This is a genomic window from Thermosipho sp. 1070 (genome assembly GCF_001682135.1).
GTDB classification, from domain to species: Bacteria; Thermotogota; Thermotogae; order Thermotogales; family Fervidobacteriaceae; genus Thermosipho; species Thermosipho affectus.
The window spans coordinates 987,180-1,011,707 of the sequence record NZ_CP007121.1 but is presented as its reverse complement, the minus strand read 5'-3'; the positions used below and the strand labels follow the sequence as shown (position 1 = coordinate 1,011,707).

Here is a 24,528-nt window from a genome sequence, read left to right as displayed (position 1 = left end):
TCATACCTCCTCAAATCTCAATTTTAAAGGATATTTATAAACCAAATCTCTTTTAAGTTTATCCCAAATTTTGTTCACTTCTTCTTCCTTCAAAGTTCTATCCTTTGCTCTAAACACACAATACACCGTAACACTTTTATATCCTTCTTCAACACCTTTTCCTTTATAAATATCCGAAATACCAACCTCTTCAACGTATTTGTACTTAAAGAAACTGTCCAATATATTCCCAAGCATAAAGCTATCCGGCACCAAGAGTGATACATCTCTTCTCACTGAAGGAAATTGTACACTTTCTTTGTACGCAGGAACCTCCACGTACTTTTCGTATATAAAATCAATTGAAAGTTCAAACGCATACACTTCGTCTTTCACGTCAAAGCGTTGATTTACAAAATCTGGATCAAACATTCCAATTATTCCAACATCTTTATCATCTACAACAACTCTTGCACACCTTGTTGGTACAAATCCCTCAATTTCACACGGTACAAAGCTTGCAGAAACATTAAATTCGTCCAACACGTTCTCAAGCATACCTTTAAACGTATAGAAATCAACTCTTCGTTGGTCTGTGTAATCTCTTTTATTGAGCCTTCCCGTAACAACTGCAGCCACCTTTTCTATGTCCCTTGGTCTCCCATTTTCCTCTATATATACCCTACCCACTTCAAACAATTTCACATCTTTGTTTTGTCTTTTGTAGTTATACGAAAGTGATTCAAGAAGTCCGTTGAGCAAAGAAGGTCGCATAACACTCAACTCTTCGTTAATTGGGTTTGATATCTGCACCTTGTATCCCGTTATACTCCAATCATCAGAAACAAACGAAAGGTTCATGGCTTCTAAAAAACCTTCTGCCTTCAACGTTTCTTTTAACATATACCTGAGTTCTTGTATTTTATTCCTTGAGGCACTATTTACAGTCACCTTAAATGGTTCACCTTCGATATTTTCCATACCATATATTCTGGAAATTTCCTCAACAAGGTCTATAGGGCGTGTAACATCAAAATACCTAAACGTAGGTACAAACACCGTATTATCTTTGACTTCAAAACCCAATCTGTTTAATATCTTTATTTGCTTTTCTTTTGGTATATCTACACCTATTACTTTTTTGGTCATAGAAAAGTCAAAATTGATATTCGTTCTTTCAATTTTTCTCCTTACCACGTCTTTTATCTTTGAAGGTATTCCACCTGATAACTCTAAAATAAGCTCTGTTAACCTATTTATCACATCTATTGCATCGTTTGGATCAACTCCCCTTTCAAAACGATATGAAGAATCTGTCATAATTGCATGTACTTTTGAGGTTTTTCTCACTCTTACAGGATCAAACATAGCAACTTCAAGCAAAATATCCGTTGTATCATCTTTAACTCCTGATTCTTCTCCGCCCATAACTCCACCAAGCGCCAAAATTCTTTCCCCATTTGTTATAAGTACCTCTCCACCTTTAAGTTTGTACTTTTTTCCATCGAGTAGTAATATTTCTTCATCTCCCTTTGCATCTTTAACCACTATCTTAGAAGTATTTCTCAAATCAAATGCGTGAATTGGATGTCCCGTTTCAATCATTACATAATTTGTAATATCTACAATATTATTTATTGGTCTAAGTCCGGATGCAATTAATCTTTTTTGTAGCCACAGAGGACTCTCTTTTACTTTTATACCTCTTATTACTCTAGCTGTGTACCTAAAACACCCTTCACTCTCAATGGAAATTTCAACAGGACATTCTTCTCCTCCTTCAAAAACCTTTGTATTTAGGTTCAAATCCACATCGTATATGGCGGATAATTCCCTTGCAATTCCTTTTACACTAAGACAATCTGGCCTATTTGGAGTAATCTCTATATCAAGTACCCTATCGTTAAGCCCAAAATATTCAATAACATCGGTACCAACAGGTACTTCATCTTTAAACTTATACACTCCACTTGAATTTTCTTCAAGACCTAATTCTTGAAGGGAACACATCATGCCTTCAGACATGATTCCACGCATTTTCCTAGGTTTTATTGTAATTTCACCAAGCTTTGCCCCCTCAAGTGCAACTGGAACAATACTTCCTTTTGAAACTGTTAAATCACCAGTAACAATAGTTTTCACCTCTGTTCCCACATCAACTTTACACACAATCAACCTATCTGCATTAGGGTGATTTTCTACATCGATAACTTTCCCCACAACAACTTTTCCACTTACATCAAAAGGAATTATCACTTCTTCAACATTAGTACCCGTTAAACTCAACCTTTCAGCAACTTCTTCTGGAGATTTATCTATTTTTACAAAATCCTTTAACCATTCAAAAGAAAGTTTCAAAACGGTCCACCTCCAATTTTACTCTTTTTTCTTTCTGAAATTTACAACAAAACCAATAACCACTAACAACAAAAAAATCACCAAGAAAACAGAAGAATAAAGTGGAGTAGTTAAATCTCCATGGGAAATAAATTTCATTGCTACAACTGCCAAAGTTCCTGCACCTATCAAAACAGAGAGAATACCAATTACTTCAGAACTTTTTTTGTAGGTAACTATACCCCCTAATATCCCAAAAACTAAACCCGTTCCAATTGCAATATATGTTGGATTGTTAACATTTAAATTCAAATATTTTAAAACAATATCTGTAAGGTAATAACCCAAAATTCCCACTATACCAAAACCAAATATAAAGGTAATAGACTTATACAGCGCGTACAAAATTGCAGCGGTTATAATCCCAACAACTATCATGGCAATTTGATAATAATTTGAAAGTACTTCATTTAATTGCGGAACTTTTTCCACAACAACAGGAAAAATCATATTTATCCCCAGCAAAAAGCCCAACACTGCTATGGCTATCTTTTCAACAAATTTTGCAGCAAAGAGTAAAAACACACCGGAAATTAACGAATAATACCAATATTCAAACAAGGGTTTTAAATAAAATTGCAAATTCTCCATTTTACCCCTCCTCGATATACTTTAATACTTCTTCCCTCACCTTTTCATCTTTCATCCTTTGATTTGCCCGCTTCTTATTTCCAACTGCCAAGTAACATAATGCAAGTTGCACATCCAAATCAAACTGTTTAAATCCCAATTTTTCCGCCTTTTCCATGCTAAATATAGCCATAGAGTAGTTATCTATCTCCATATACGCACAGCCCAGATTAAAATAACACTCGGCAAAATCAGGTTTTATCTCAATTGCTTTTTGATAGTATTCAATAGCCCTTGCAATTAACCCTTTCTTTCTATATATATTCCCCAAATTATTGTAAGCCTCTGGTATATTTTCTTTAATAAGTTCTTTATAAATCTTTTCTGCTTCATCTAACCTTCCCATCTTTGTAAGTTCAATCGCCTTTAGAAGCTTCTCCACTAATAACATCCTCCGTGTATATAACTATATCACTGTACTTTTTATCGAACATTTCAAATTTAACTGCTACTCTAACAAGCGGAATAGGAAAGATTTTTGCGTAATTATACGTTAATTGCCACACGTATTTTCCCCTATTTTTAAAAGCTATTTTTGCACCACCTGTATATTTCCAATTTTTATCTTCATATAAAGTCTTTCCTAAGAATCTATCCGTTAAAAGATTTTTTGATGCTATATTAGTTGCATCCTTTGTTATGGTTTTTCCATTAATATCAATATATTCCCTTACATCTTCTTCGTATAAATTTAAAAACTCACTTGCAAGGTATATATCATTCCCAAAAAAATCTTCAACGGAAACATTCAAAGTTAAAGTTGCATCTTTAGTTTCAAAGTCTTCCACCTTCACAAAAATCGGTAAATCATCCTTTAAAAGATATCTCTTTACAACGTCTTCTTTCCAATCAATAACGAAGAGATTTGGATAAGAATACTCTATAAACATAGGTGTTGAGTTAACTTCAAATTGTCTTCCGTCTACGTAAATCTTGTTGCCAATAAAATATATTATTCTTCCTGCTGGGGTAACTTCAAAACTCCATATCTTTTCTTTTAAAGGTATTTCACCTTTCTTTTTAAATGTATACAGATCATACACCAAAATTTTGCCGGAATATGCATCTAAAATATAGAGATTTTCGTAGTTAATCTCACAGTCAAGTGTAATGGTAGGAATAGGTAACATCTTTTCTGTTTTTTTATCTCCAAACGCATAAATCTTTGTTGTATCTACAACAATTATCCTTCCCGCTCTATCTACACCTGCAATAATAGGGGATTTTAAATTAGAATACAAAAGTTTACCGTTTTTGTAAATAGCATCATTTGACGATATGTATAGATTTCCAAAACTATCCGTAGCTATACTCTTTGGAGTAAAACTTAATTTTTTAATATCTACTATACTTCCATTTTTTATCTTAATTAATCTTTTATTTTCTTTATCTATTAAGTATATTATCTCTCCGTACACAGCAAGTCCAACAGGTGAGTAAAAATACTCGGTTAATCCTTCTTTTCCCATGTACTCTTCAACAAATTTAAAGTCATACCCATTAATTTCTACACTTTCTGGGTTGTTAAATATGCTTATTTTATTGTACAAATCCCTTATTTCTTCTATATTGGTAAAGGTCAATAAAGTTTCTAAATTTTCTTTAGCAATATCTACACGGTCATTGTAAATATCAACTTTCGCCTTAAAATACCAAAACCATGGAATTTCACGGGCGGAAATACTTCCCGTAATGGCATCATCCATTTTCTTGCTTGCAGCTTGAAAATCCCCTTTTCCCCACAACTTTATGGCTTCACTTAAAAATTGCCTACTTTGCTCTTCGGTTAATATAGCAAAACAAGAAACTGTTAAGATTAAAAAAACAACAATTATTTTCTTCAATTTTTCTTCACCTTCCCAAAGAAATATCCAACTACATCGGTTTTTCTTTCATTTCCCTTTATTAATCTTTCAATATTTCCCCTATGTCTCAATATGGAAAAGAGAGAAAGTGCTAAAAAAATAGGCCAAAAGTCTTTTCCCATAATCCAAGTAAAAAGCGCACCACATGTTAAACCAACCATAGACGCAAGAGAAACGTATTTTGTTATAGAAACAATCAAAAGCCAAAAAACAAAAAATACAAGTCCACTCCACGGATAAATTGCCAAAAACACTCCAAATGTGCTTGCCACACCTTTGCCACCTTTAAATCTCAAAAAGACAGAATAACAATGTCCGAAAACGGCCATAACCCCAGCAATTAGCATGGAATCTAAACCTAAATCTCCAACTAAAATAACCGCTAAATACGCCTTGAATATATCAAAAAAGAAAGCAAGTGCACCGTAAAATGCTCCTGCATTCCTTAATACATTTGTACCTCCTACATTTCCACTTCCCGTTTTCCTTATATCTATTCCCTTTATTTTTGCAATAAAAAAACTGAAAGGGATCGCTCCTAAAAAGTAACCTATTAAAGCAGGATAAAGATACTTCACATTTTTGCCTCCTTAAAAATAAACAACGTAAGTTCTCTTTCCTTTTTTAGGTAAATTATTCTGTATTTTCCATCTTCTAAACCTATATCTTTTATCAAAAATAAAATAGGATCTTTTTCCCTTGAAATTATTTTACCATTCAAAATCTCTATTACTATTGCACTTCCTATTTTTTTTATCTTTTCAAATTCCTGCCTGAATTTTTCAAAATTCTCTATTTTTAAAAACTTAGTAACTTTTCTTTTTTCTATATTAAGCTTTACGTAGTACAAATTTATCTCATGTTCCCTCTGTTTTATAAATGTATCAAATGCCTCAGGATCATAAAACACTAATACGTGATACTCAAACATACCTTTTCCCTGAGGAATCTTCCATCTTGCAATTACCTTTGAACTTGAAACAAAATTATCAACTACAACACTTGCATCTTGGTAATATCCAAATGTTCCCCTTATTCCAGATACTTTCTCCCTTAAGTTCACATCGGAACTTACCTTTGCACCCAAAAATGCAGAAAGTTCTTGTCTTGCCTTATTCGTTGCTTGAGAAAATGCCTCATTTTCCTTTTTTTGAAAAGATACAACACTTCCCTCAAATACGAAAAGCTTTTCTTTTTCGTACAATTGTTTAATTCTCTTTGCAACTGAAAGATCTTTTTCCACGATTATTGCATTAAACGGTAAAACCCTTAGTGTAACACCGTCAAAATCCAGAATTTTTTTCTTTTGGAAAAAGCAAAATAACTGACACTAACAATATCGAAATAACAATTATAATTTTCTCCACACCTTTACCTCCTGGAATAAATTATATCATTATTATAATCACAATTTCACAATAAATGATGCTACTTGCAAAAATCAAAAGTATTTTAGCTTAAATTCCTTGTATAATCGATTTTATCTTTTGAATTTGATTTTTAAGTGAATACTTCTTAATAAACTTTCTATATTCATCTGAAGTATAGTCACCATTTGTTATCATATCCACTGCCTCATCTACTGTATTAAACAAGTATTTTTTTGGGTAAAACTCTTCTGCTATGTAAAAATTGTGTATTACAGGCTTTATACCTTTGGCCATAGCCTCCATTATCGCTATACCATAACCTTCGTGTATGCTAGTTGAAAGAAACACATCCTTATCTTCCAACCATTCGTCTGTATCGTCTACCCATCCATCAAAGACAAAATTTTCTATTATACCCATCTTTTTCAATATGTAATTTATATACCTCCACATCCTATCATCCTGTATCTGACCCGCCCAATAAAGTTTATATTTTTTATCCTTATCCACCAATTTCTTTAGAATCTGGACAGCTAATATGGGATTTTTCTTGTAGTTGAAAAATCCAAGAAAACCTATGTTGTAACCTTTTTCACGTACTTTGTATTTGTATTTTTCAAGGTTTATCCCATTCGGAACAAAGTGAATCGGAATAGTTTGTATAATTGGCTGGTTTTCCACAGCCGTTTTCATAACATTTTTCGCAACAAATATCAAATCATTAACATTATTCCAATTTATCTTTAAAAGAAAATCTTTTCTCAACGACTCATATCCATGAAGTCTTAAAACAACACGCTTTCCCTTAATTTCAGGATAATTTGTAGCTATAACAGCAACTTCATTTGCCCATTCAAGCCATACAATATCTGCCCAATTAATCGCATCTTTTATTTCTTTTTCAGTTTTAACTACCCTACGCTGCACCCAATATTGATCAGATAATTCATGTACTATATCATCTATAAAATTATCAAATCCCTTCGCACACACTATTGCAAGCTTTTTTTGCAATTTTACTTTCTCCATTCTTTCCGTTAATAAGTCAAGCTTTTCTCTCAATAGATGTGCTTTTTCTTGAGGTGCTATCGCTATTGCTTTCTTTAAACTCTCATATGCACTCTCAAAAAAACCTTCAAACGTATAAATATTCGATAACATATCGTAAACATCCCACGTAGGATACATTTTTAAAAGCATTAACACGTAATCTTTTGCTTTAACATATTTTCCAAGTTGAATGTATATTTCAGAAAGATTAAAAAGCGCATCTATGTTATTTTGGTCCAAATAGAGTGCCCTTTTAAAGTTTGAAATGGCCTTATTTCTTTTTCCAAGGTTATAATACGCAACCCCCAAAATATTGAAATCTTTCGCACTTTTTGCACCTTTTTCCAAAAATTCTACAACTTTTTTAAATTCTCCATTTAAAATAAATCTTTCTAAATTCATAATTTCACTCCAAAATGTAAGATATTATTCTTTCAGATGCCTTTCCGTCACCAAACGGATTCTTCCCATCTAATTTTTCTTCAATTCCTTTGATCAACGCTTTATACACTCCCTCTTCAGATGTCCCTGCCAATATTCCATAACCTTCTCTTATAAGCTCTGGCCTTTCAGTTGTATTTCTACAAACAACCACAAATTTTCCAAAACTTGGTGCCTCTTCTTGTACCCCACCACTGTCAGATGCAACAATTGCAGCACTAGATAAGAGGCTTAAAAATTCAACGTAATTTACCGGGTCTATTAATAAGGCATTTTCAAAACCTTCCAATTCTTCAAAAACTACTTTTCTTACTTTAGGATTTAAATGCACGGGAAATACTATTTTTTTACCCGTTTCCTTTGAAAATCTCTTTATCCCTTTCAAAATGTTTGACATTTTCTCTCCCCAATTTTCTCTTCTATGTAGAGTCACAAGAATATAATCCTCTTCTTTTACTATACTTTCTCTAATAACTTTTAGATCAAATTTATCCCTTATGTAAAATAGTGCATCTACCACCGTATTACCCGTAATTACAATTCTTTTCTCCTCATGTCCCTCTTTTTTTAAATTTTCACACGACATTTTTGTAGGTGCAAACATTAAATCAGATACTTGATCAATCACACGCCTATTCATTTCCTCTGGAAACGGATCCTTTAAATTACCACTTCTTAAACCCGCCTCAATATGACCTACCTTTACCCCTCTATTAAATGCACAAAGCGCACTTGTCATAGCGGTGGTGGTATCTCCTTGAACAAATAACCAGTCAAATCTTTCTTTTTGTATTATTTCATCTAACTTTAAAAACACAGCCGATGATATATGGTTTAAAGATTGATTTTTTTTCATAATGTTCATATCATAATCGGGGGAAATCCCAAAAACACCTAACATCATATCCATCATTTCTCTATGTTGCGCAGTTGCAATCATCTTTACATCTATTCCCATTTCTTTTGCCTTCAAGTAAACCGTTGCTACCTTTATAACCTCAGGTCTTGTTCCAAAAACTATGGCTAATTTCACTTTTTATCACCCCTTAAGCTGTATTATAGCAACAACTAAAAGACCAAAAACAGGTAAAACAAACATACTACTAATACTATAGTTTGAAATATACCCCATTAATGAAACAAATAAAAGTGAACCTATACCCGTTGTGGCATATGTAACACCATTTAAAAAACCTACTTCTTCTTTTTGTAAACTCATATTTGCCCTTCTCTGTATAAGAGGAAAAATACATCCCATTGAAAATCCAAACAAGAAAAAGAAAAAGTACATTTTAAACAACAACGTAAATAAAAGAAAAAGCGCAGAAAAAACGGAAAACAAAGAAATCAATTTCCTCTCATTAAATAGTTTCAGAAAAAATTCCATCATAAATCTTGATAGCGTAAACAAAAACCAAAATATACCCAAAAATAACGATGCTTTTTCTTTCGAATATCCAAAACTTAAAAACAAGTTAGATGCCCATGTTACCGTACTTATCTCACTCCCCGCATAAACCAAAAAAGATAATATAGAAATCAAAAATATAGGTTTAAAAATTGTCTTAGTTACTGTAGTTTCCCTTTGTAAAAAGGGGATTTCTTTAAGAAAATTCCAAATAAATAATAAAATAACAAGTAAAGAATACAATATGTACAAGAAGCGATATGAAATATTAAATCTTAATAACATTGAAATTATAATAGGCGAAAGTATTCCACCAAGTCCGAAAAAACCATGTAGAAAACCAAATTTTGGATTTTCCAAATGTGTTAAAAGAGTAGTAGAAGTTGTAAATAAAATAGAATTTCCCGCCCCAAGCAAAAAAAATGAAAATAAAGACATTTCCAAACTTTTAAAAAAAGCTAACGAAACCAAAGAAAAGAAAACAAAACCGTAAGATATTATATTTAACCTTTTTATACCGATTTTATTTATTAAAAAAGACGAAACAAACGAAAAAGTAATACTTCCAATTGTATTTAAAACTGGAATAAACGACGACAAAAAAATGGAGATACCGAATTTTTCCTGAAATATCGGCATCAAAGGAGCTATAGATGTAGCAATTAGCGCCGCCACAAAAATATTAAAAAATATGAAAGCCACAATATCCCTCCTTTACATTATTTTACCATAAAATTATTTTTACTAAATACCACTAACTATATTCAATTAATACCAAAAATTAAACAAATTCTTCTTTTTACACCAGAATTACTTTTTGACACTGAATGTTAAAATAAACTTAAGACACTAAAAAGGAGGTGGAAGTATGAAAAAATTTGTTATATTATTTTTATCGATTTTATTATCTTTAAGTGTATTTTCACAAGAAAATATCTTAGAAGTATTTAGCTGGTGGACAGGCGGAGGAGAAGCTGAAGGGTTACAGGCTTTATTTAACCTTTTCCACAAATATTACCCAGATATAAAAATAATAAACGCTGCAGTTGCAGGGGGCGCTGGTACAAATGCAAAAGCAGTTCTTAAAACAAGAATGCTCGGTAAAAACCCTCCTGATTCTTTCCAAGTACACGCCGGTATGGAGCTTACAGATACATATGTAATCCCAGGCCTTATGGAACCAATAACTTGGATTTTAAAGGAGATAGGCGCATACGACAAATTCCCAAAAGATTTAATAGACATTGTAAGCTACAAAGGAGAAATATATTCTGTTCCAGTAAATGTCCACAGAGCAAATGTTGTATTTTACAACAAAGAAATTGCCAAAAAAATCGGTATGAAAAAAGCACCTACAACCTGGCCTGAATTATTGGCATATCTTGACAAAGCGCAAAAGATGGGATACGTTGGAATCTCATTGGGAGATAAGAACAAATGGACGTCCCTTCACTTATTTGAAAGTATTATGTTATCACAACTTGGTCCTGAAAAGTACAATAACTTGTGGAAGGGAAAAGCATCATTCAACGATCCAGATATAAGACAAGCCCTGTTAATATTTAAAGATGTACTAAAATACGTAAACTCTGATCACTCCGCGTTAACATGGCAAGACGCCACAAGAATGCTCTTTGAAGGAAAAGCTTTCTGTAATATGATGGGAGACTGGGCCGAAGGCTATCTTAAAACATTGAATTGGAAACCAGGTGAGGATTTTGGATGGTTTGCACTTCCAGGCACTCAAAATGCATTTATGCTCGTCTCAGACACATTTGGCCTTCCAAAAAATGCACCACACAGAGAAAATGCAATTAAATGGATAAAATTACTAGCATCTGTTGAAGCACAAGATACTTTCAATCCTATTAAAGGCTCTATTCCAGCAAGAATTGACGCAGATAAATCAAAGTACGATGTTTATCTAAAATGGTCTATGGATGATTTTTCAACGAAGGCAATTACACCTTCCATTATTCATGGTTCTGCTGCTCCTGAGGCTTTCGTAACAGCATTAATGGATGCTATTAATATCTTTGTAACCAAGCAAAATGTCGAAAAAACCTTTAAAGAAATTTTGTGGATAGCAGAAGATAATGGATACGTAACAGATTAACGGGGCATAAAGCCCCGCTTTTTTGAGGTGAAAATCGTGAAAAAGAAAAACTTACTAATTGGCATTTTTGTTATTTTGCCTTCTATTATCGCCATAGCGATTTTCGTATATGGTTTTATTAGTTGGACTGCTAGAACTTCTTTTTCAAATTGGAATAGTTTTTCCGCACTACTAAGAGGTCAATACAAATTTGTAGGACTTAGAAATTACATAAGACTATTTCAAGATAGCAGGTTTCAAACGGATTTATGGAATACATTGTTTTTTACAATATTTTTTCTCTTTGGTACAATAAGTCTTGGTATAATCATGGCCATACTGGTAGATAAAGGGCTTAAAGGTTCTAGATGGTTCCAAAATCTATTTTTATTTCCAATGGCTATTTCATTTGTTGTTACCGGAACGGTTTGGAGTTGGATTTTTGCACCTGGAAATATCCCATCAAATCCCCAAGGGTTAAACCTTCTCTTACACAAATTGGAACTTGATAAATTAATGTGGGGATGGTATACAAGCACTCAAACTATAGGTAAATTTAACGTTGCGTTAATTCCAGTGATAATAGCTGCAATGTGGCAACTTTCTGGATATACAATGGCCATGTACCTTGCGGGATTAAGAGGTATTCCAAACGATATTATAGAAGCTGCAAAGGTAGATGGTGCATCAGAGTGGAAAATCTTCTGGAAAGTTAAAATGCCTCTTTTAACACCAATTACACTCAGTGCTTTTATTATTCTTGGACATATATCCCTTAAAATATTTGATCTAGTGTTTGCCATGACGGGAAGTGGCCCTAATTTTGTCACAGACGTTCCTGCAATTTATATGTTTGAACTTACGTTTAGAAGTAACCGATACGCATTGGGCTCTGCAATAGCAATAATAATGCTTTTGTTTGTAGCAGTTGTTATTATTCCATACCTTGTTACAAACTTGCGAGGTGAAAAAAGATGAAAAAGTTCTTCTCATATTTTTTCCTAGTAATTATCGCAATTTACATAATAACACCACTTTACGTTCTACTTGCCACTACATTTAAACCACTTAATGAAATAGGTGTCTCTGATATGTGGAATTTACCGCAACATTGGTCATTAAGAGGAATAATAAAGGCTTTTCAAAAGTTGTTACCTAATTTAAAAAACAGTTTTTATCTTACTATACCCGCAACTATAATATCCGCGTTTATCGGTTCACTAAATGGTTATGTGTTTTCAAAAGTTAGATTTAAAGGAATAAATATAGTATTTGCACTTATACTATTTGGAATGTTTATTCCATATCAAAGCGTGTTATTTCCTCTAATTCATTTCTTGCAAAAAATCAATCTCTATGGAACAATTACAGGACTTATAATAGTCCACATAGTATACGGTATTCCCATTACTACATTAATATTTAGAAATTATTACAGCGAAGTTCCAAATGAACTAGTAGAAGCTGCATACATGGACGGTGCAGGATTTTTTAAAACTTATTCAAAAGTACTTTTTCCCATTTCAATTCCAGCATTTGTTGTAGTAATAATCTGGCAATTTACCAGTATATGGAATGAATTTCTCTTTGCAGTAACAGTCACAAGCAATCCCGCAAAGCAACCTATTACCGTAGCATTAGTTAACTTAGCTGGAAGTCAAGTAGTAGAATGGAATGTGCAAATGGCTGGTGCAATAATCACGGCACTTCCTACCATAATTATATACGTATTACTAGGAAAATATTTTATCCGTGGTTTACTTGCAGGCTCTGTTAAAGGATGATATAATTAGAAAAAATTTATATAAAGGGGATAAAAATGTCGAAAAGTATAAAAAGGGACTTTTTCTTTTTTTCCGTTATTTTAAGTGTTATTATAACATTAATTTTTGGAATATTCATTGTTATCATTCTGTTTGATTCGGAATTTTCCTATACAAAGAGAATAATAATGCAAAAAAATAGTGCAATTTCAAATTACATCGAAGGTTATTTTCAAAAATTTTTAATTTTATTAAATACATTGAGTGAAATCGATGAAATAAAATATCCAAAAGACGATATATCTAAAAAAAAGGTACAATATTTATACAAAAAAGTACAAGAAGAAGATAAGAATATAAATTACATATATTCTGGTTATTCAGATGGCAGCCTAATCATAAATGGTTATACTCCACCTATAGGATTTGATCCAAGAATAAGGCCTTGGTATGTGGAAGCTGTTATCAACGCTCCAAATACTTCAAAAGGAATACCATATAAAGAGATAAAAACAGGTGAATGGTTGATATCCATTAGTAAAGCATTATATCACAACAAAAAGATCTCTGGAGTAATATCAATAGATACCAACTTAGACCAAATAAATCAACTTATAAATAAAAAAGATGAAAAATTCAAAAGTCTGTATAGCTATATAATTAAAGATGGAATAATTATTTTCCATCCAAAAAAATCTCTTCTTTTTAAAAAGTTTAATGATTTAACAAATAAGGACATAAAATTCTCATATGCATTTGGAAATTTCGAATATAAATTCAAAAACCAAAATAAAATGGCCTATTACACAAATCTCCCAACCGTAGGTTGGACTGTTATTACTGCTGTTGATAAAAGAGAAATTCTTCTAAAAATTTTCTTAAAAATTCTTTTTGCATTTTCTTTTGTAATAATAACATCTATATTCATGGGAATGTGGATAAGTTCTATTGCAAGAAAAAAGATTATCAACCCACTTATCTCTTTAAAAGAAAACGTTATTAATATAACAAATAATAGAAAACTAAAAAAAACAGATTATCCAAATAACGAAATAGGAATTATCGCAAACGAAATTGAAAAGATAACACAAACTGAACTTTACAAGAAAAATATAGAACTTTCACAGCTAAACGAAAAACTTAAAGAATTATCAATTAAAGACAAACTAACAGGGTTATATAACAGACATAAAACAGACGAAGAATTAAATAGAGTATACTATAATTTCCAAAAATATGGAAAAACTTTTTCTATTCTGCTGATAGATATAGATAAATTCAAGAATATCAACGATACATATGGTCACCTTGTTGGAGACAAAGTTTTAGAAAAACTTGCAAATATATTCAAAAATACATTAAGAAAAACCGATATACCATCTAGATGGGGAGGAGAGGAATTTTTAATAATTCTTCCAGAAACAGACTTACAAGGCGCTTATAATATAGCAGAAAAATTGAGAAAAAAAGTGGAAAATACGGAATTTCCGGAAAACATTAAGCTTACAATAAGTATAGGTGTGGGAAATATAAACGAATACAACACAATTAAAGAGCTTTTAAATGAAACAGATAATAAGCTATACACGGCCAAAAAACAAGGAAGAAATAAAACTATAAAATAGGATAGTTCAAATTCTCGTTTGTTGTTTAAAACTTTTATGCTTTTTCTTTTCCATATCTTCTCTGTACATAGGCTTATTTTTTATTTGCGTCTCTTTAAGATTTTGCATACTTCTTTACTCATATTCTGGTATCCTTTCTTTTCTCAATGTCCTCTTTTTAAACCAAAAATAAAGATATGATATAATTTTTCTAGCACAGTAGAAAGGAGAATTGCTATGAAAATAATCTCATTAGTTGGAGCAAGACCACAGTTTATAAAAGAAGCAATTATACACAAAGAATTGAAAAAGTATAAAATAAAGGAAATATTAGTTCACTCTGGACAACATTACGATTTTAATATGTCAGATGTTTTTTTTAAAGAATTAGATATTAAAAATCCAGATTATTACTTAAATGTAGGTTCTGGAAATCATGGAGAAATGACGGGAAAAATAATGATTGAATTTGAAAAAGTGGTTATCAATGAAAAACCAGACGTTATCCTTGTTTATGGAGATACTAATACTACACTTGCAGGAGCAATAGTAGGTGCAAAATTAAAAATACCTATAGCACATATTGAAGCAGGTATAAGACAAGAACCAAAGGATATGCCTGAAGAAATCAACAGAGTATTGACCGATAGAATATCGAAATACTTATTTTGTCCAAGTAAACTTGCAGTTGAAAACTTAAAAAAAGAAAACATAACAAACGGTGTTCATTTTGTTGGGGATATTATGTACGATTTGTACAAAATAATGGAACCAAAATTTAAAGATGAAATACTTAACGAACTGAAACTAAAAGAAAGCGAATTCATTGTTTTAACACTTCACAGAGATTTTAATGTTGATAACAGAGAAAAACTAAAAAAAATACTTGAAAGTTTAAACAAAATAGCAAAAGAAAGACAAATAATCTTTCCTATACATCCGCGGACAAAAAAAAGAATTGTCGAGTTTGGTCTTGGAAATTATTTAGAAAATATAACAATTATCCAACCGTTAGATTATCTAAATTTAATGGGTCTAGTAAAAAATTCATGGAAGATAATAACCGACAGTGGAGGATTGCAGAAAGAAGCTTATTTTGCAAAAAAGCAAGCAATAGTCTTAATGCCTGATACAGGCTGGCGAGAGTTAGTAGAACTTGGCTGGAACAAACTTGCAAACGAAAATAACTTGTATGAAAAAACATTTGAAGAAACAAAAACGATTTATCCAAAAGATATATATGGTACTGGAAACTCAAGAAAAGACATTTTAAAAATCCTTTTTGATAATCAAAGTTAATGAAAATACATTTAAAGAGATATATTACAAAAGAGGGAATATTATGAATATACTTCTCACAGCAGATATACACGGCTCATATCTAGCCGTAGAAAAACTAAAGATAATCGGGAAATGTTTTGACTTAACAATAGTTTGTGGTGACATAACACCCAAAATTGTTAATTACGGAGAAGACAGAAAAAAAGTCCAGAAAGAATGGTTTGAAAATGTATTTTTACCCCTTATGAATGAAATCAACGGATATTTTATTTTGGGAAACGATGATCTTTTTGATTACAATGGAGAAAGAATGCTAAGGGGAAAAATGAAATTAAACGGATTAAATATTTTTGCTTACGACAAAGTTCCTCCAACAAGTTTTGGAACATACAGAGAAGTATCAGAAGAAACCATATGGGAAGATTTAAGAGAGGTTGATACAGAAGAACCTTTCATTTTTATAACGCATGCTCCGCCACATGGAATACTAGATAATGCACGTGGGAAAAACTTTGGAAGTATTGCTATTAAAAATTTTGTTTTATGGAAAAAACCTATCCTTCACTGCTTTGGGCATATTCATGAATCCTTTGGAAAATTTGAAAATGACCATACTGTTTTTGTAAATGCCGCATTTGAAAAAGAATTTAGATTTTATGTTGTAACTATCAAGGAAAACTACAAAATTGAAGCTTTTGAGCTTTAAAGAGGATGTGATAGAATGAACATTCTAATATTAAACCATTATGCAAGTATACCAGAATTTAGCGGCGCCGAAACAAGACATTTTGAACTTGCAAAGCGATTAAAAAATCACAATGTAACAATTGCTGTTGGAAGTTATTCACACCTTTTAAAGAAAGATTGGTATACATTAAAAGGTGGTGATTTTTCCAAAGAAGGTGTTTCGTTTAAGGTTATTAAAACTAGAAAATATAAAGGAAATGGTGTAGAAAGATTCTTATCTTCATATGACTACTATCAAAACGGATTAAAAAGGATATCTTCTGAAAAATATGACGTTATAATTGCATCATCTCCTCACCCTTTTTCTTGGAAATTGGGATATGTTTTATCAAAAAAATTTAACGCAAAATTCTTTGTTGAAATCCGAGATGTTTGGCCAGATGATCTTATCTCATCAGGACTTATTTCCAAAAAACATCCTATATCAATTTTGTTTAGATATATGGCAAAAAAATATTACAAAAAAGCATATGGAATAATCTCGCTTGTTCCCTTTATCAACGAACATATTAGAAGTTTAAAAATAAACAAAAAAATACCCATTGAAATAATCCCAAATGGGACTTCGGTTTACTTATTTGAAAATCCTAAAAAGTGTAAAGAAGTTGATAAGTTATTTTCAAATATCAAAGAGCATACCATAAAAATTGTATACACTGGTTCACATGGCCCTTCAAATAATCTTGAATTTGTCATCAAATGTATAAAAAAACTCGAAAAAGATATAAAGAAAAAATTCTCCTTTATCTTTGTCGGTAGCGGTTCAGAAAAATCAAAACTGATAAAATTAGCTGGCAAAGAAAAAAATATTCATTTCTTTGAACCTATTCCGAAAAAATGTATCCCCTATCTATTAAAAACCAAAAGCGACATTCTACTTTTTTCATTAAAATCGTTTGACAATATAAAATACCCTGCGTATAGTTCTAACAAATTACTGGACTATATGGCAAGTGGAAAACCAATTTTGAGCATTAACCAAGAGAATTTATTTTTAAAGCAATCAGGAGGAGCAATATTTTTTGACAATTGCGAATCATTCAAGAGCGCATTAAAAAACTTTGAAAACTACAACTTAAAAGCTTTCGGTAAACAAAACATTGAATATATAAAAAAATACAGAGACTGGGATGTATTGGCAAATAGATTTGAAAAGTTTTTAACGGGAGGATAATATGAAAAAAATATACATATTAACCAATTCATATCCAGAAAAATACGAAACATTCAATTCTCAGGAAATGGAATTTGCACTAAAAAACTTCGACAATATAAAAATTTTGAGTTTTTCAAAAACTAAAAACCATATCCAAAATGTAATTTATCTTAACATTTCCCAAGGAATTTTGGAATTTTTATTTCCCAAAAATAAATCTCGACAAAAATATCTTAAAAGCTTAAAATACGTTTTTGACAAGAATCCAAAAGAATTTCTAAGAAATCTATATTCCTATTTTATGGCATTAAGTATATTGAGAAATGTTAAATTAGAAAAATCAGAATTAATTTTTTCATATTGGCTTTCTAGAGCCACAATAATAGCGTACTATATCAACATACTAAATGGAAATAACTTCATTTGCCAAGGACATGGTTCCGATATCTACATCTATCCTCCACAAAAAAAAATATTGGAAAAAGCAAAATTTATACTTACCGTTTCAGAAAAAAACAGGAAGTTTCTGATAAAAAAATACTCCCTAATTCCAGAAAAAGTTAAAGTTTTTAGATTAGGAGTTAGTATTAATTTTTATAATAAATTGGAAAATCAAAAAAAAACAAAGAAAAACTCAAATATAAAACAATTTTTGTCAATTTCTGGCTATACACCAGTAAAGGGAATTGATATATTACTCAAAGCAATATATAACCTCGTATACAAAAAGAATATTAAAAATGTGCGTTTTAAAATATTTGGTAAGGGAAAACATTATAGAAAATATTTAAAATCTATAAAAAAATACAAACTAGAAAAGTTTGTCGAGTTAAACCCATGGTTAACTAGGAACAAAATACCACGAGAGCTTTTAAATGCTGATTGTTTTATACTTCCAAGCAGAAGTGAAGGATTACCGGTTGCACTAATGGAAGCTTGTGCTGCATCTCTTCCTATAATAGCCACAGATGTTGGAGGGGTAAGTGAAATAGCTGTAGATAACTACAACGCCATCTTAGTTAAGAATTTAACACCAGAATCTTTAAGTATTGCTATTGAAACATTCTTAAATTTAAACCAAAATAAAATTAACAAAATGAAGAAAAAATCAAAAGAACTATACTTAAAACATTATATTCTTGAAAAAAATCTTGAAGAAAAATATAAATTTCTTCAAGAGTTTGTTTAACTATTTTATTTCTTTTAATAATTTTCCCATTTTATTATTCCAACTTAAATGTTCTTCAGCATATTTTCTCATAAACAGGCTATAGTTTTTACTTTTAATCCTTTCATAAAACTTTAATATTTCTTCTATCTCTATTGGGGTTTCGTCGGATGGAAATTTTAACATAAATTCAAATTCTTTATCAAAGTCTTCATCATATGACGAAATGATAAAAGGTATCCCCCTTGCACAATACTCTCTTACCTTCAAAACACTGGATTTTAAAAGTCCTATTCTATGTAATCCCAACGAACCTACTGCTACATCACTAATATCATACAAATTATCTAATTCATCCCCTGTTTTAAATCCATGAAATATAACGTATGAATTTAACTTTTTTTCTTCTGTTAATTTTTTTAAATTATTAAGTTCTTTTCCTTCTCCTACAACATGAAAGATAACTTTTATTTTCGGATCATTTTTGTAATATTCATAAAGACCGTTTATTACCCTATCATATCCATGCCATAATGAAACATTTGCCACACCTATTAAATGAAACTCGCCATCTTTTTTTATGTTCTTTTTCAATTTATATTTTTTGACATCTATTCCATTTGTTATTCTAATTGCTCTCACTCCATATATTTTCTCAATATCGGCTGTAGTTACAACTAAATTTATATTTTTTCCAACAAATCTATTAAATATATTATCAATTATCAAATTAATCTTTGAAAGTTCTTTTTTGTAAGGATATGTAGGGACATCTAAAATAACAAATTTTGTTAATTTTTTTAATTGCTTTATAAACTTTACCGAAAAATAATTCCAAGGAAGAAGATTTCTAACGTATGCAAATTCAATTTTTTCACTTTCCATATATTTTATTAAAACATTAAAAATATAGTTCAACCTACGAACAAACTTTAACTTTCTTAAGATAATATTTTCTTCCCTTTTCAAAACATCTCTATAACCAAATTCATATATTTTTTTCATTTCTCCCTTATTTCTGATATACAAAGAATTATTTTTCACTATTAACTCATGAACATTAAAACCATTATTTTCGAAAGCTTCACATTGTTGCCTTATCTTCATAGAAGGTCCAATTGCTGAAGCATCATCTCTAATGTCAAGAGCTATAAATATTAACTCCATATCAACCCTCCATTTTATTTAGTAACAAAATTAACAAAATTTTCCTCTTTTTCTTTATCCCAAACATATAACTTTTTATACTTTTCTATATTTTTCAAAATAACCTCATAATTTTCATATGCATTAACTATTTTATCCACGGACTTTTCCACATTTTCCGGATTTATTATTACTCCTAAACCATGTTTTTCTACTTCCTTAGACATTGATATAAACCTCTCATTTACGATAACTGGTGTATTCGCCGCTATAGAGTCAAAAAATTTGTGAGGAAAAGAATACTGATAATTCTTTGTTTCACTCCCAAACGATTTGTATGAAATTAAAGAAAATGAAGCCATTGATAATTCTTTCATCATCTTTTCATAAGGTAAAAACGACGTATACTCATGTGGAATATCTTTAAAATATTCTGAATCCATACCTATAATTTTAAAACTAAAACCGAACGAAAATAGTTTCTTTATTATCTCTTTTTCAAATCTAATGTTTCTTGGTGTTTTACCAACAAATGCTATCTCTTTTGCTTTTTTTGATTTTAACAAAATATTAGCATAGTTTGGTACTATCAAATAGGGTTTTTTAACATCTGTTTTTTTAAACATGTCCAATTGCATTTCTTTAGATACAAAAATCAATTTATCAGACAAAAAAAATTGTTTTCTCAAAATATACCACATAAAATTCTCTTTTAAAGTTTTTTTTATCCCTTTGAAATTTTTAAGGTGATTTTCTGGATGATATTCATGTACATCATATACTACTGTCTTACCCTTCCTTTTTGCTATTTTAAAAGCCTTTAAAGGAAACATAACTAAAAAATAGTGAAGATATAATATATCATACTCTACATTTTTTATAAGGTTTATTATTTTTTTATCAAATTTAACTAAATTCTTGATATTTCCAAACCTTGTTCTCCGCCCAAGTGTATTTGAAATTTTCAAAGGAATATAAGTTATATTGTTCTTTCTATAACTTTTCTCTTTATTAGTTGAAAGATACTGATAAATAACTTCGTGTTTTCTTGATAATAATTCAACTGTTTTAAAAACTCTTTTATCATCTTTTACATGAGTATATCCTATAATAAAAATCTTCACTATTTTCACCTCTTATTTACTTGTCAGTTTTTTTAAAACATATACTATGTAATTCAAAACTTCATTATTTACCATATACGACAAAATAAAAAACGAAAGTACAAACGAAAAAAACATAAATAATAATCCTACAAAAACCCCACTAGAAGTAATATCATAAAGTACATATAAACTACCGCTTATCATCAAAGATACAATTATCGACTTAATCCAATTAAACCAAGGAAACGTTTCTGAAAACTTTATTTTTAATATATTTTTTATATTAATTAACTGTAAAATAACTAAAAATACCGTTGTTAAAACAGTTGCAATAACAGCACCAATTGGGCCAATTTTCATAATTAAAAATATGTCCATTGCAATGTTAAAAATCAACGAATAAATGGCATTAAATAAAAATATCCTACTATTTTTAGTTGCAACAAAAATGGATCCATATACGTATATTCTAAAATATAGTATAGTTTGATAAATTCTAAAATATGGAACAGATGCTAAATACTTTTCCGAAAAAATAAACAACACAAAAGGTTTAGCAAAAAATATTAATGAGCTAGCAAGAGAAACCATTATTGGAATCATTACGTTTCCCGCACGATTCCACAATGTTTTTATGCTTGAAATATTTTTTAAGTCATTTAATCTCTTTAATTCAGGTATCAAAACAGTAAAAAGTGAGGAAGTTAAAAGGGATGAAAAAGGAATCTCGTATGCTCCATTTGAAAAAATAGCGAAATTTACGTTATCGACAAAATAACCAACCACCAACTTATCAACATTCTTATTTAACATCCCTAAAATTGTTGAAAAACCTATAGGAATACCAAAAATCAGAATATCTTTAATTCTTTTTAAATTTGTATATTCAAACTTTATTTCTCCCCAAGTTGGGAGTATCAATAAAACAATATTTAAAACATACCTAAAAATAAAAAGCACAAAAATCATGTATATTGTATACTTGCCGTAAAACAATAAAAATAACAATCCAACAAACCAATAAACAGTAGGCGCAATGGTGTAAATTACCAAACTTTTTATTTTGTTTAAAGCAACCAATATATTTTCAGATGCTGAAGAGAAAATCCCTAACGAATAAATCAAAGCTACAATAAAAATATTTTTCCTAAAAAAGTCCACTTTAAAATTCATGTCAAACAACATTGCCAAAAACGGAGAAATTATTACCACTAAAATGGAAAAAGAAAATAACATAAAATATAAATTCACCAAATACTCTTTCTTTCTTTTATCAGACAAATAATACAAAGCTGAATTTGAAACTCCTAAAGTCATAATACTAATAATTAATTGACTGGAAATCGAAACTTGCTTGTATATTCCATAATCCGATACCAACAACAATCGAGATAAAAGCATTATTGAAGCTATATCAAATACGGTTTTTATAACTTTCGAAATAAACAAAATAGAACTAGATTTTTTTACAGACACATATTCTCCTCCATATCTCTAAAATATAAATAATTAACCAGTGAATACCAAACATGTGCTTGCTGCCTAATATATACACTATCATCCAGTTTATTATATCTAAAGTCCCCATTTTGAAACAGTTGACTCTCAATTGTTTTCAATATTTCTTCTAACTTTATCGGAATAGTGATACCAAAAGCCTCAAGTAAAGTATGAACTCGAAGGAATGCACCAAAACTCCAAGCCCTTGATAATCTAAATTTTTTCTTGAAAAAAATTCTAAACAAAAGATGTTTTAATTTTACATTAAATTCTACATTATCGAATAACCTGAAAAAATATGTTTCAATATAAGAATTAAACATGTATTTATCCATAAATTCCACACCTTTAATCGCTGATTTAAAAACTTTTTCTTTCAAATCTCTTTTCAACCGCGATGCCGATAAAAGCAATCCTTCGCATGTATATGATTGGTGTAATAAATCAACTGTAGGATTATTTACTGAATACTTCCAAAATCCTTTTTTATTTTGTACTTTTATTAATCCCATTACAACACTGATTAAATTTTCTTTTTGCCTTTTCCAAAGATATTGCCCAGATTCTAACAATATACCACAAGCAAGGGAAGTAGCAATATAAATATTTTCTTTTAACTTTGGAGAATAATAAAAGGCATTTTCTTTGATATTTTCATCGTAATAAAGTAATCCAAAAATCCAATTTATCGCTTTCTCTATAACATCTAAATATTTATACGAAAACTCACTATTCCACTTTGCTAAAGCTCGTAAAGAAAATACCGTCGTAATTAAAAATCCATCATTTTTTTCAGTTACTCCCCAATCATATGGTAATCCCCAACAAATTGTATTATCTTTTTTTATAGACAATGAAATTAATCTATCTATAAATTTTTCAGCTTTTTTCTTCCACTTATTATCTTTTTCTTTCTTAAAAAGATAATAATAACTCAATAAGATCATTGCATATACTTCTGGATATTCTAACTTTTCTGACTTAAAATACTCGTCCTTTCCCAATACTGGTTCATTTTCATTTAATTTTTCCAGGTTCGTTATAACAAAATCAAGCATTTTGTTTCGTTTCACTCTATATCCCTTCCTTTATCAATACACTATCTATATAAGCTCATTTAATATGCTACAATATAGAAAATAACAAATAACCCTATTTCATATAAGTCTTTGTTACGCATATTTTAATCTTTACAATCTAATTTTTTAATAACTTCTGCAGGATTTCCCGCTATTATACAATATCCCTCTGGAAAACTTTTTGTTACAACACTTCCTGCTCCAACAATTGTTCTAGGCCCCAGTACAACTCCTGGTAATATAACAGCATTCATTCCTATCCAACATTTCTCACCAATTATCACATCTTTTCCAGGTAAATGTTTTTCTAAATTACATGGATTGTGATTTCCCGTAATTATACCTACATTTGGAGCAATTAATGTACCTTTTCCTATTATTATTTTTCCATAACCAGCTTGAAAATAATTTCCAAATCTCTGGAAATTATTCAAATCGTTAACATCAAAAACTATATCCTCGGATCTATTTACAACTATTTGATGAGAAACTGGCCATGGAACATTTCTATTAAATCCCAATATTTTCTGAAACCAAACACTTCTCCAAGCCCAACTCCATCCCTTAACTGAATTTTCAAACCATCTTCCTCTTAAATATTTTTTATCAAAAAACATCGGCAATACAATTTTGGAAAATACTATAAACATCTTTTTTAAAAATCTTCTCATAAGAATCCCTCCACTAAAAATTATACCATCATATTTTTTCATATGCATTTACGTATCCCAAAAAATATGATA

General features: G+C 30.3%; 22 protein-coding genes. 8 read left to right on the top strand and 14 right to left on the bottom strand.

The genetic code is table 11. The features are described from left to right. The 9 genes from pheT to Y592_RS04955 all read right to left on the bottom strand — a co-directional run bounded on the left by pheT (nucleotide 1) and on the right by Y592_RS04955 (nucleotide 9,842). A complete protein-coding gene (gene pheT / locus Y592_RS04995) occupies nucleotides 1-2,337 on the bottom strand; it encodes a phenylalanine--tRNA ligase subunit beta (protein ID WP_075665917.1) in 2,337 nt (778 codons plus the stop codon). Nucleotides 2,338-2,355: 18 nt separating this feature from the next. Beyond that, nucleotides 2,356-2,967 (bottom strand): hypothetical protein, encoded by a 612-nt coding sequence (locus tag Y592_RS04990; protein WP_075665916.1) that lies wholly within the window; start codon nucleotides 2,965-2,967, stop codon nucleotides 2,356-2,358. A gap of 1 nt (nucleotide 2,968) precedes the next feature. Next, nucleotides 2,969-3,397, bottom strand: coding sequence for a tetratricopeptide repeat protein (locus tag Y592_RS04985; protein WP_075665915.1), 429 nt, complete (start codon nucleotides 3,395-3,397; stop codon nucleotides 2,969-2,971). Then, complete coding sequence (locus Y592_RS04980) at nucleotides 3,363-4,850, bottom strand: hypothetical protein (RefSeq protein WP_075665914.1); 1,488 nt, start codon at nucleotides 4,848-4,850, stop codon at nucleotides 3,363-3,365. The genes Y592_RS04985 and Y592_RS04980 overlap by 35 nt, the downstream gene beginning before the upstream one ends. Then, nucleotides 4,847-5,449, bottom strand: a complete 603-nt coding sequence (gene plsY, locus Y592_RS04975) for a glycerol-3-phosphate 1-O-acyltransferase PlsY (protein ID WP_075665913.1) — start codon at nucleotides 5,447-5,449, stop codon at nucleotides 4,847-4,849. Before plsY ends, Y592_RS04980 begins: the two co-directional genes overlap by 4 nt. Then, the gene (locus tag Y592_RS04970; RefSeq protein ID WP_088368911.1) at nucleotides 5,446-6,114 is read right to left on the bottom strand and encodes a hypothetical protein; all 669 of its coding nucleotides are present in this window, start codon (nucleotides 6,112-6,114) and stop codon (nucleotides 5,446-5,448) included. The genes plsY and Y592_RS04970 overlap by 4 nt, the downstream gene beginning before the upstream one ends. Before the next feature lie 214 nt (nucleotides 6,115-6,328). After that, the gene (locus tag Y592_RS04965; protein ID WP_075665911.1) at nucleotides 6,329-7,693 is read right to left on the bottom strand and encodes a glycosyltransferase family 4 protein; all 1,365 of its coding nucleotides are present in this window, start codon (nucleotides 7,691-7,693) and stop codon (nucleotides 6,329-6,331) included. 4 nt (nucleotides 7,694-7,697) lie between these two features. Next, complete coding sequence (wecB, locus tag Y592_RS04960; RefSeq protein WP_075665910.1) at nucleotides 7,698-8,765, bottom strand: non-hydrolyzing UDP-N-acetylglucosamine 2-epimerase; 1,068 nt, start codon at nucleotides 8,763-8,765, stop codon at nucleotides 7,698-7,700. A gap of 6 nt (nucleotides 8,766-8,771) precedes the next feature. Next, nucleotides 8,772-9,842 (bottom strand): MFS transporter, encoded by a 1,071-nt coding sequence (locus Y592_RS04955; protein ID WP_075665909.1) that lies wholly within the window; start codon nucleotides 9,840-9,842, stop codon nucleotides 8,772-8,774. Between the two features lie 166 nt (nucleotides 9,843-10,008). Here Y592_RS04955 and Y592_RS04950 point away from each other — a divergent pair, with 166 nt between their 5' ends. From Y592_RS04950 to Y592_RS04915, 8 genes are all read left to right on the top strand, one after another. After that, a complete protein-coding gene (locus Y592_RS04950) occupies nucleotides 10,009-11,256 on the top strand; it encodes an ABC transporter substrate-binding protein (protein ID WP_075665908.1) in 1,248 nt (415 codons plus the stop codon). 36 nt (nucleotides 11,257-11,292) lie between these two features. Beyond that, nucleotides 11,293-12,213, top strand: coding sequence for a carbohydrate ABC transporter permease (locus Y592_RS04945; protein ID WP_088368910.1), 921 nt, complete (start codon nucleotides 11,293-11,295; stop codon nucleotides 12,211-12,213). Next, nucleotides 12,210-13,019, top strand: a complete 810-nt coding sequence (locus Y592_RS04940; protein WP_075665906.1) for a carbohydrate ABC transporter permease — start codon at nucleotides 12,210-12,212, stop codon at nucleotides 13,017-13,019. The genes Y592_RS04945 and Y592_RS04940 overlap by 4 nt, the downstream gene beginning before the upstream one ends. 35 nt (nucleotides 13,020-13,054) lie before the next feature. Further along, nucleotides 13,055-14,623, top strand: coding sequence for a sensor domain-containing diguanylate cyclase (locus tag Y592_RS04935; RefSeq protein ID WP_075665905.1), 1,569 nt, complete (start codon nucleotides 13,055-13,057; stop codon nucleotides 14,621-14,623). Between the two features lie 216 nt (nucleotides 14,624-14,839). Then, nucleotides 14,840-15,901 (top strand): non-hydrolyzing UDP-N-acetylglucosamine 2-epimerase, encoded by a 1,062-nt coding sequence (gene wecB, locus Y592_RS04930; RefSeq protein ID WP_075665904.1) that lies wholly within the window; start codon nucleotides 14,840-14,842, stop codon nucleotides 15,899-15,901. 43 nt (nucleotides 15,902-15,944) lie between these two features. Continuing rightward, nucleotides 15,945-16,589, top strand: coding sequence for a metallophosphoesterase family protein (locus Y592_RS04925; protein WP_075665903.1), 645 nt, complete (start codon nucleotides 15,945-15,947; stop codon nucleotides 16,587-16,589). A 15-nt stretch (nucleotides 16,590-16,604) separates the two neighbouring features. Beyond that, nucleotides 16,605-17,804 (top strand): glycosyltransferase family 4 protein, encoded by a 1,200-nt coding sequence (locus Y592_RS04920; protein WP_088368909.1) that lies wholly within the window; start codon nucleotides 16,605-16,607, stop codon nucleotides 17,802-17,804. 1 nt (nucleotide 17,805) lies between these two features. Continuing rightward, nucleotides 17,806-18,975 (top strand): glycosyltransferase family 4 protein, encoded by a 1,170-nt coding sequence (locus Y592_RS04915; RefSeq protein ID WP_075665901.1) that lies wholly within the window; start codon nucleotides 17,806-17,808, stop codon nucleotides 18,973-18,975. Here the strand turns inward: Y592_RS04915 and Y592_RS04910 are convergent, their stop codons facing one another. From Y592_RS04910 to Y592_RS04890, 5 genes are all read right to left on the bottom strand, one after another. Continuing rightward, nucleotides 18,976-20,121, bottom strand: a complete 1,146-nt coding sequence (locus tag Y592_RS04910) for a glycosyltransferase (protein ID WP_077287427.1) — start codon at nucleotides 20,119-20,121, stop codon at nucleotides 18,976-18,978. It abuts the gene before it with no gap. A 14-nt stretch (nucleotides 20,122-20,135) separates the two neighbouring features. Then, on the bottom strand, nucleotides 20,136-21,224 hold the full coding sequence (locus Y592_RS04905) for a glycosyltransferase (protein ID WP_075665900.1): 1,089 nt from the start codon (nucleotides 21,222-21,224) through the stop codon (nucleotides 20,136-20,138). A 12-nt stretch (nucleotides 21,225-21,236) separates the two neighbouring features. Beyond that, entirely contained in the window at nucleotides 21,237-22,682 is a 1,446-nt protein-coding gene (locus Y592_RS04900) for an oligosaccharide flippase family protein (protein WP_075665899.1), read from the bottom strand. Beyond that, complete coding sequence (locus Y592_RS04895; protein ID WP_088368908.1) at nucleotides 22,673-23,779, bottom strand: hypothetical protein; 1,107 nt, start codon at nucleotides 23,777-23,779, stop codon at nucleotides 22,673-22,675. Before Y592_RS04895 ends, Y592_RS04900 begins: the two co-directional genes overlap by 10 nt. A 110-nt stretch (nucleotides 23,780-23,889) precedes the next feature. Next, nucleotides 23,890-24,456: an acyltransferase gene (locus tag Y592_RS04890; protein ID WP_088368907.1), complete on the bottom strand. Its 567-nt coding sequence runs from the start codon at nucleotides 24,454-24,456 to the stop codon at nucleotides 23,890-23,892. Between the last annotated feature and the right edge of the window lie 72 nt (nucleotides 24,457-24,528).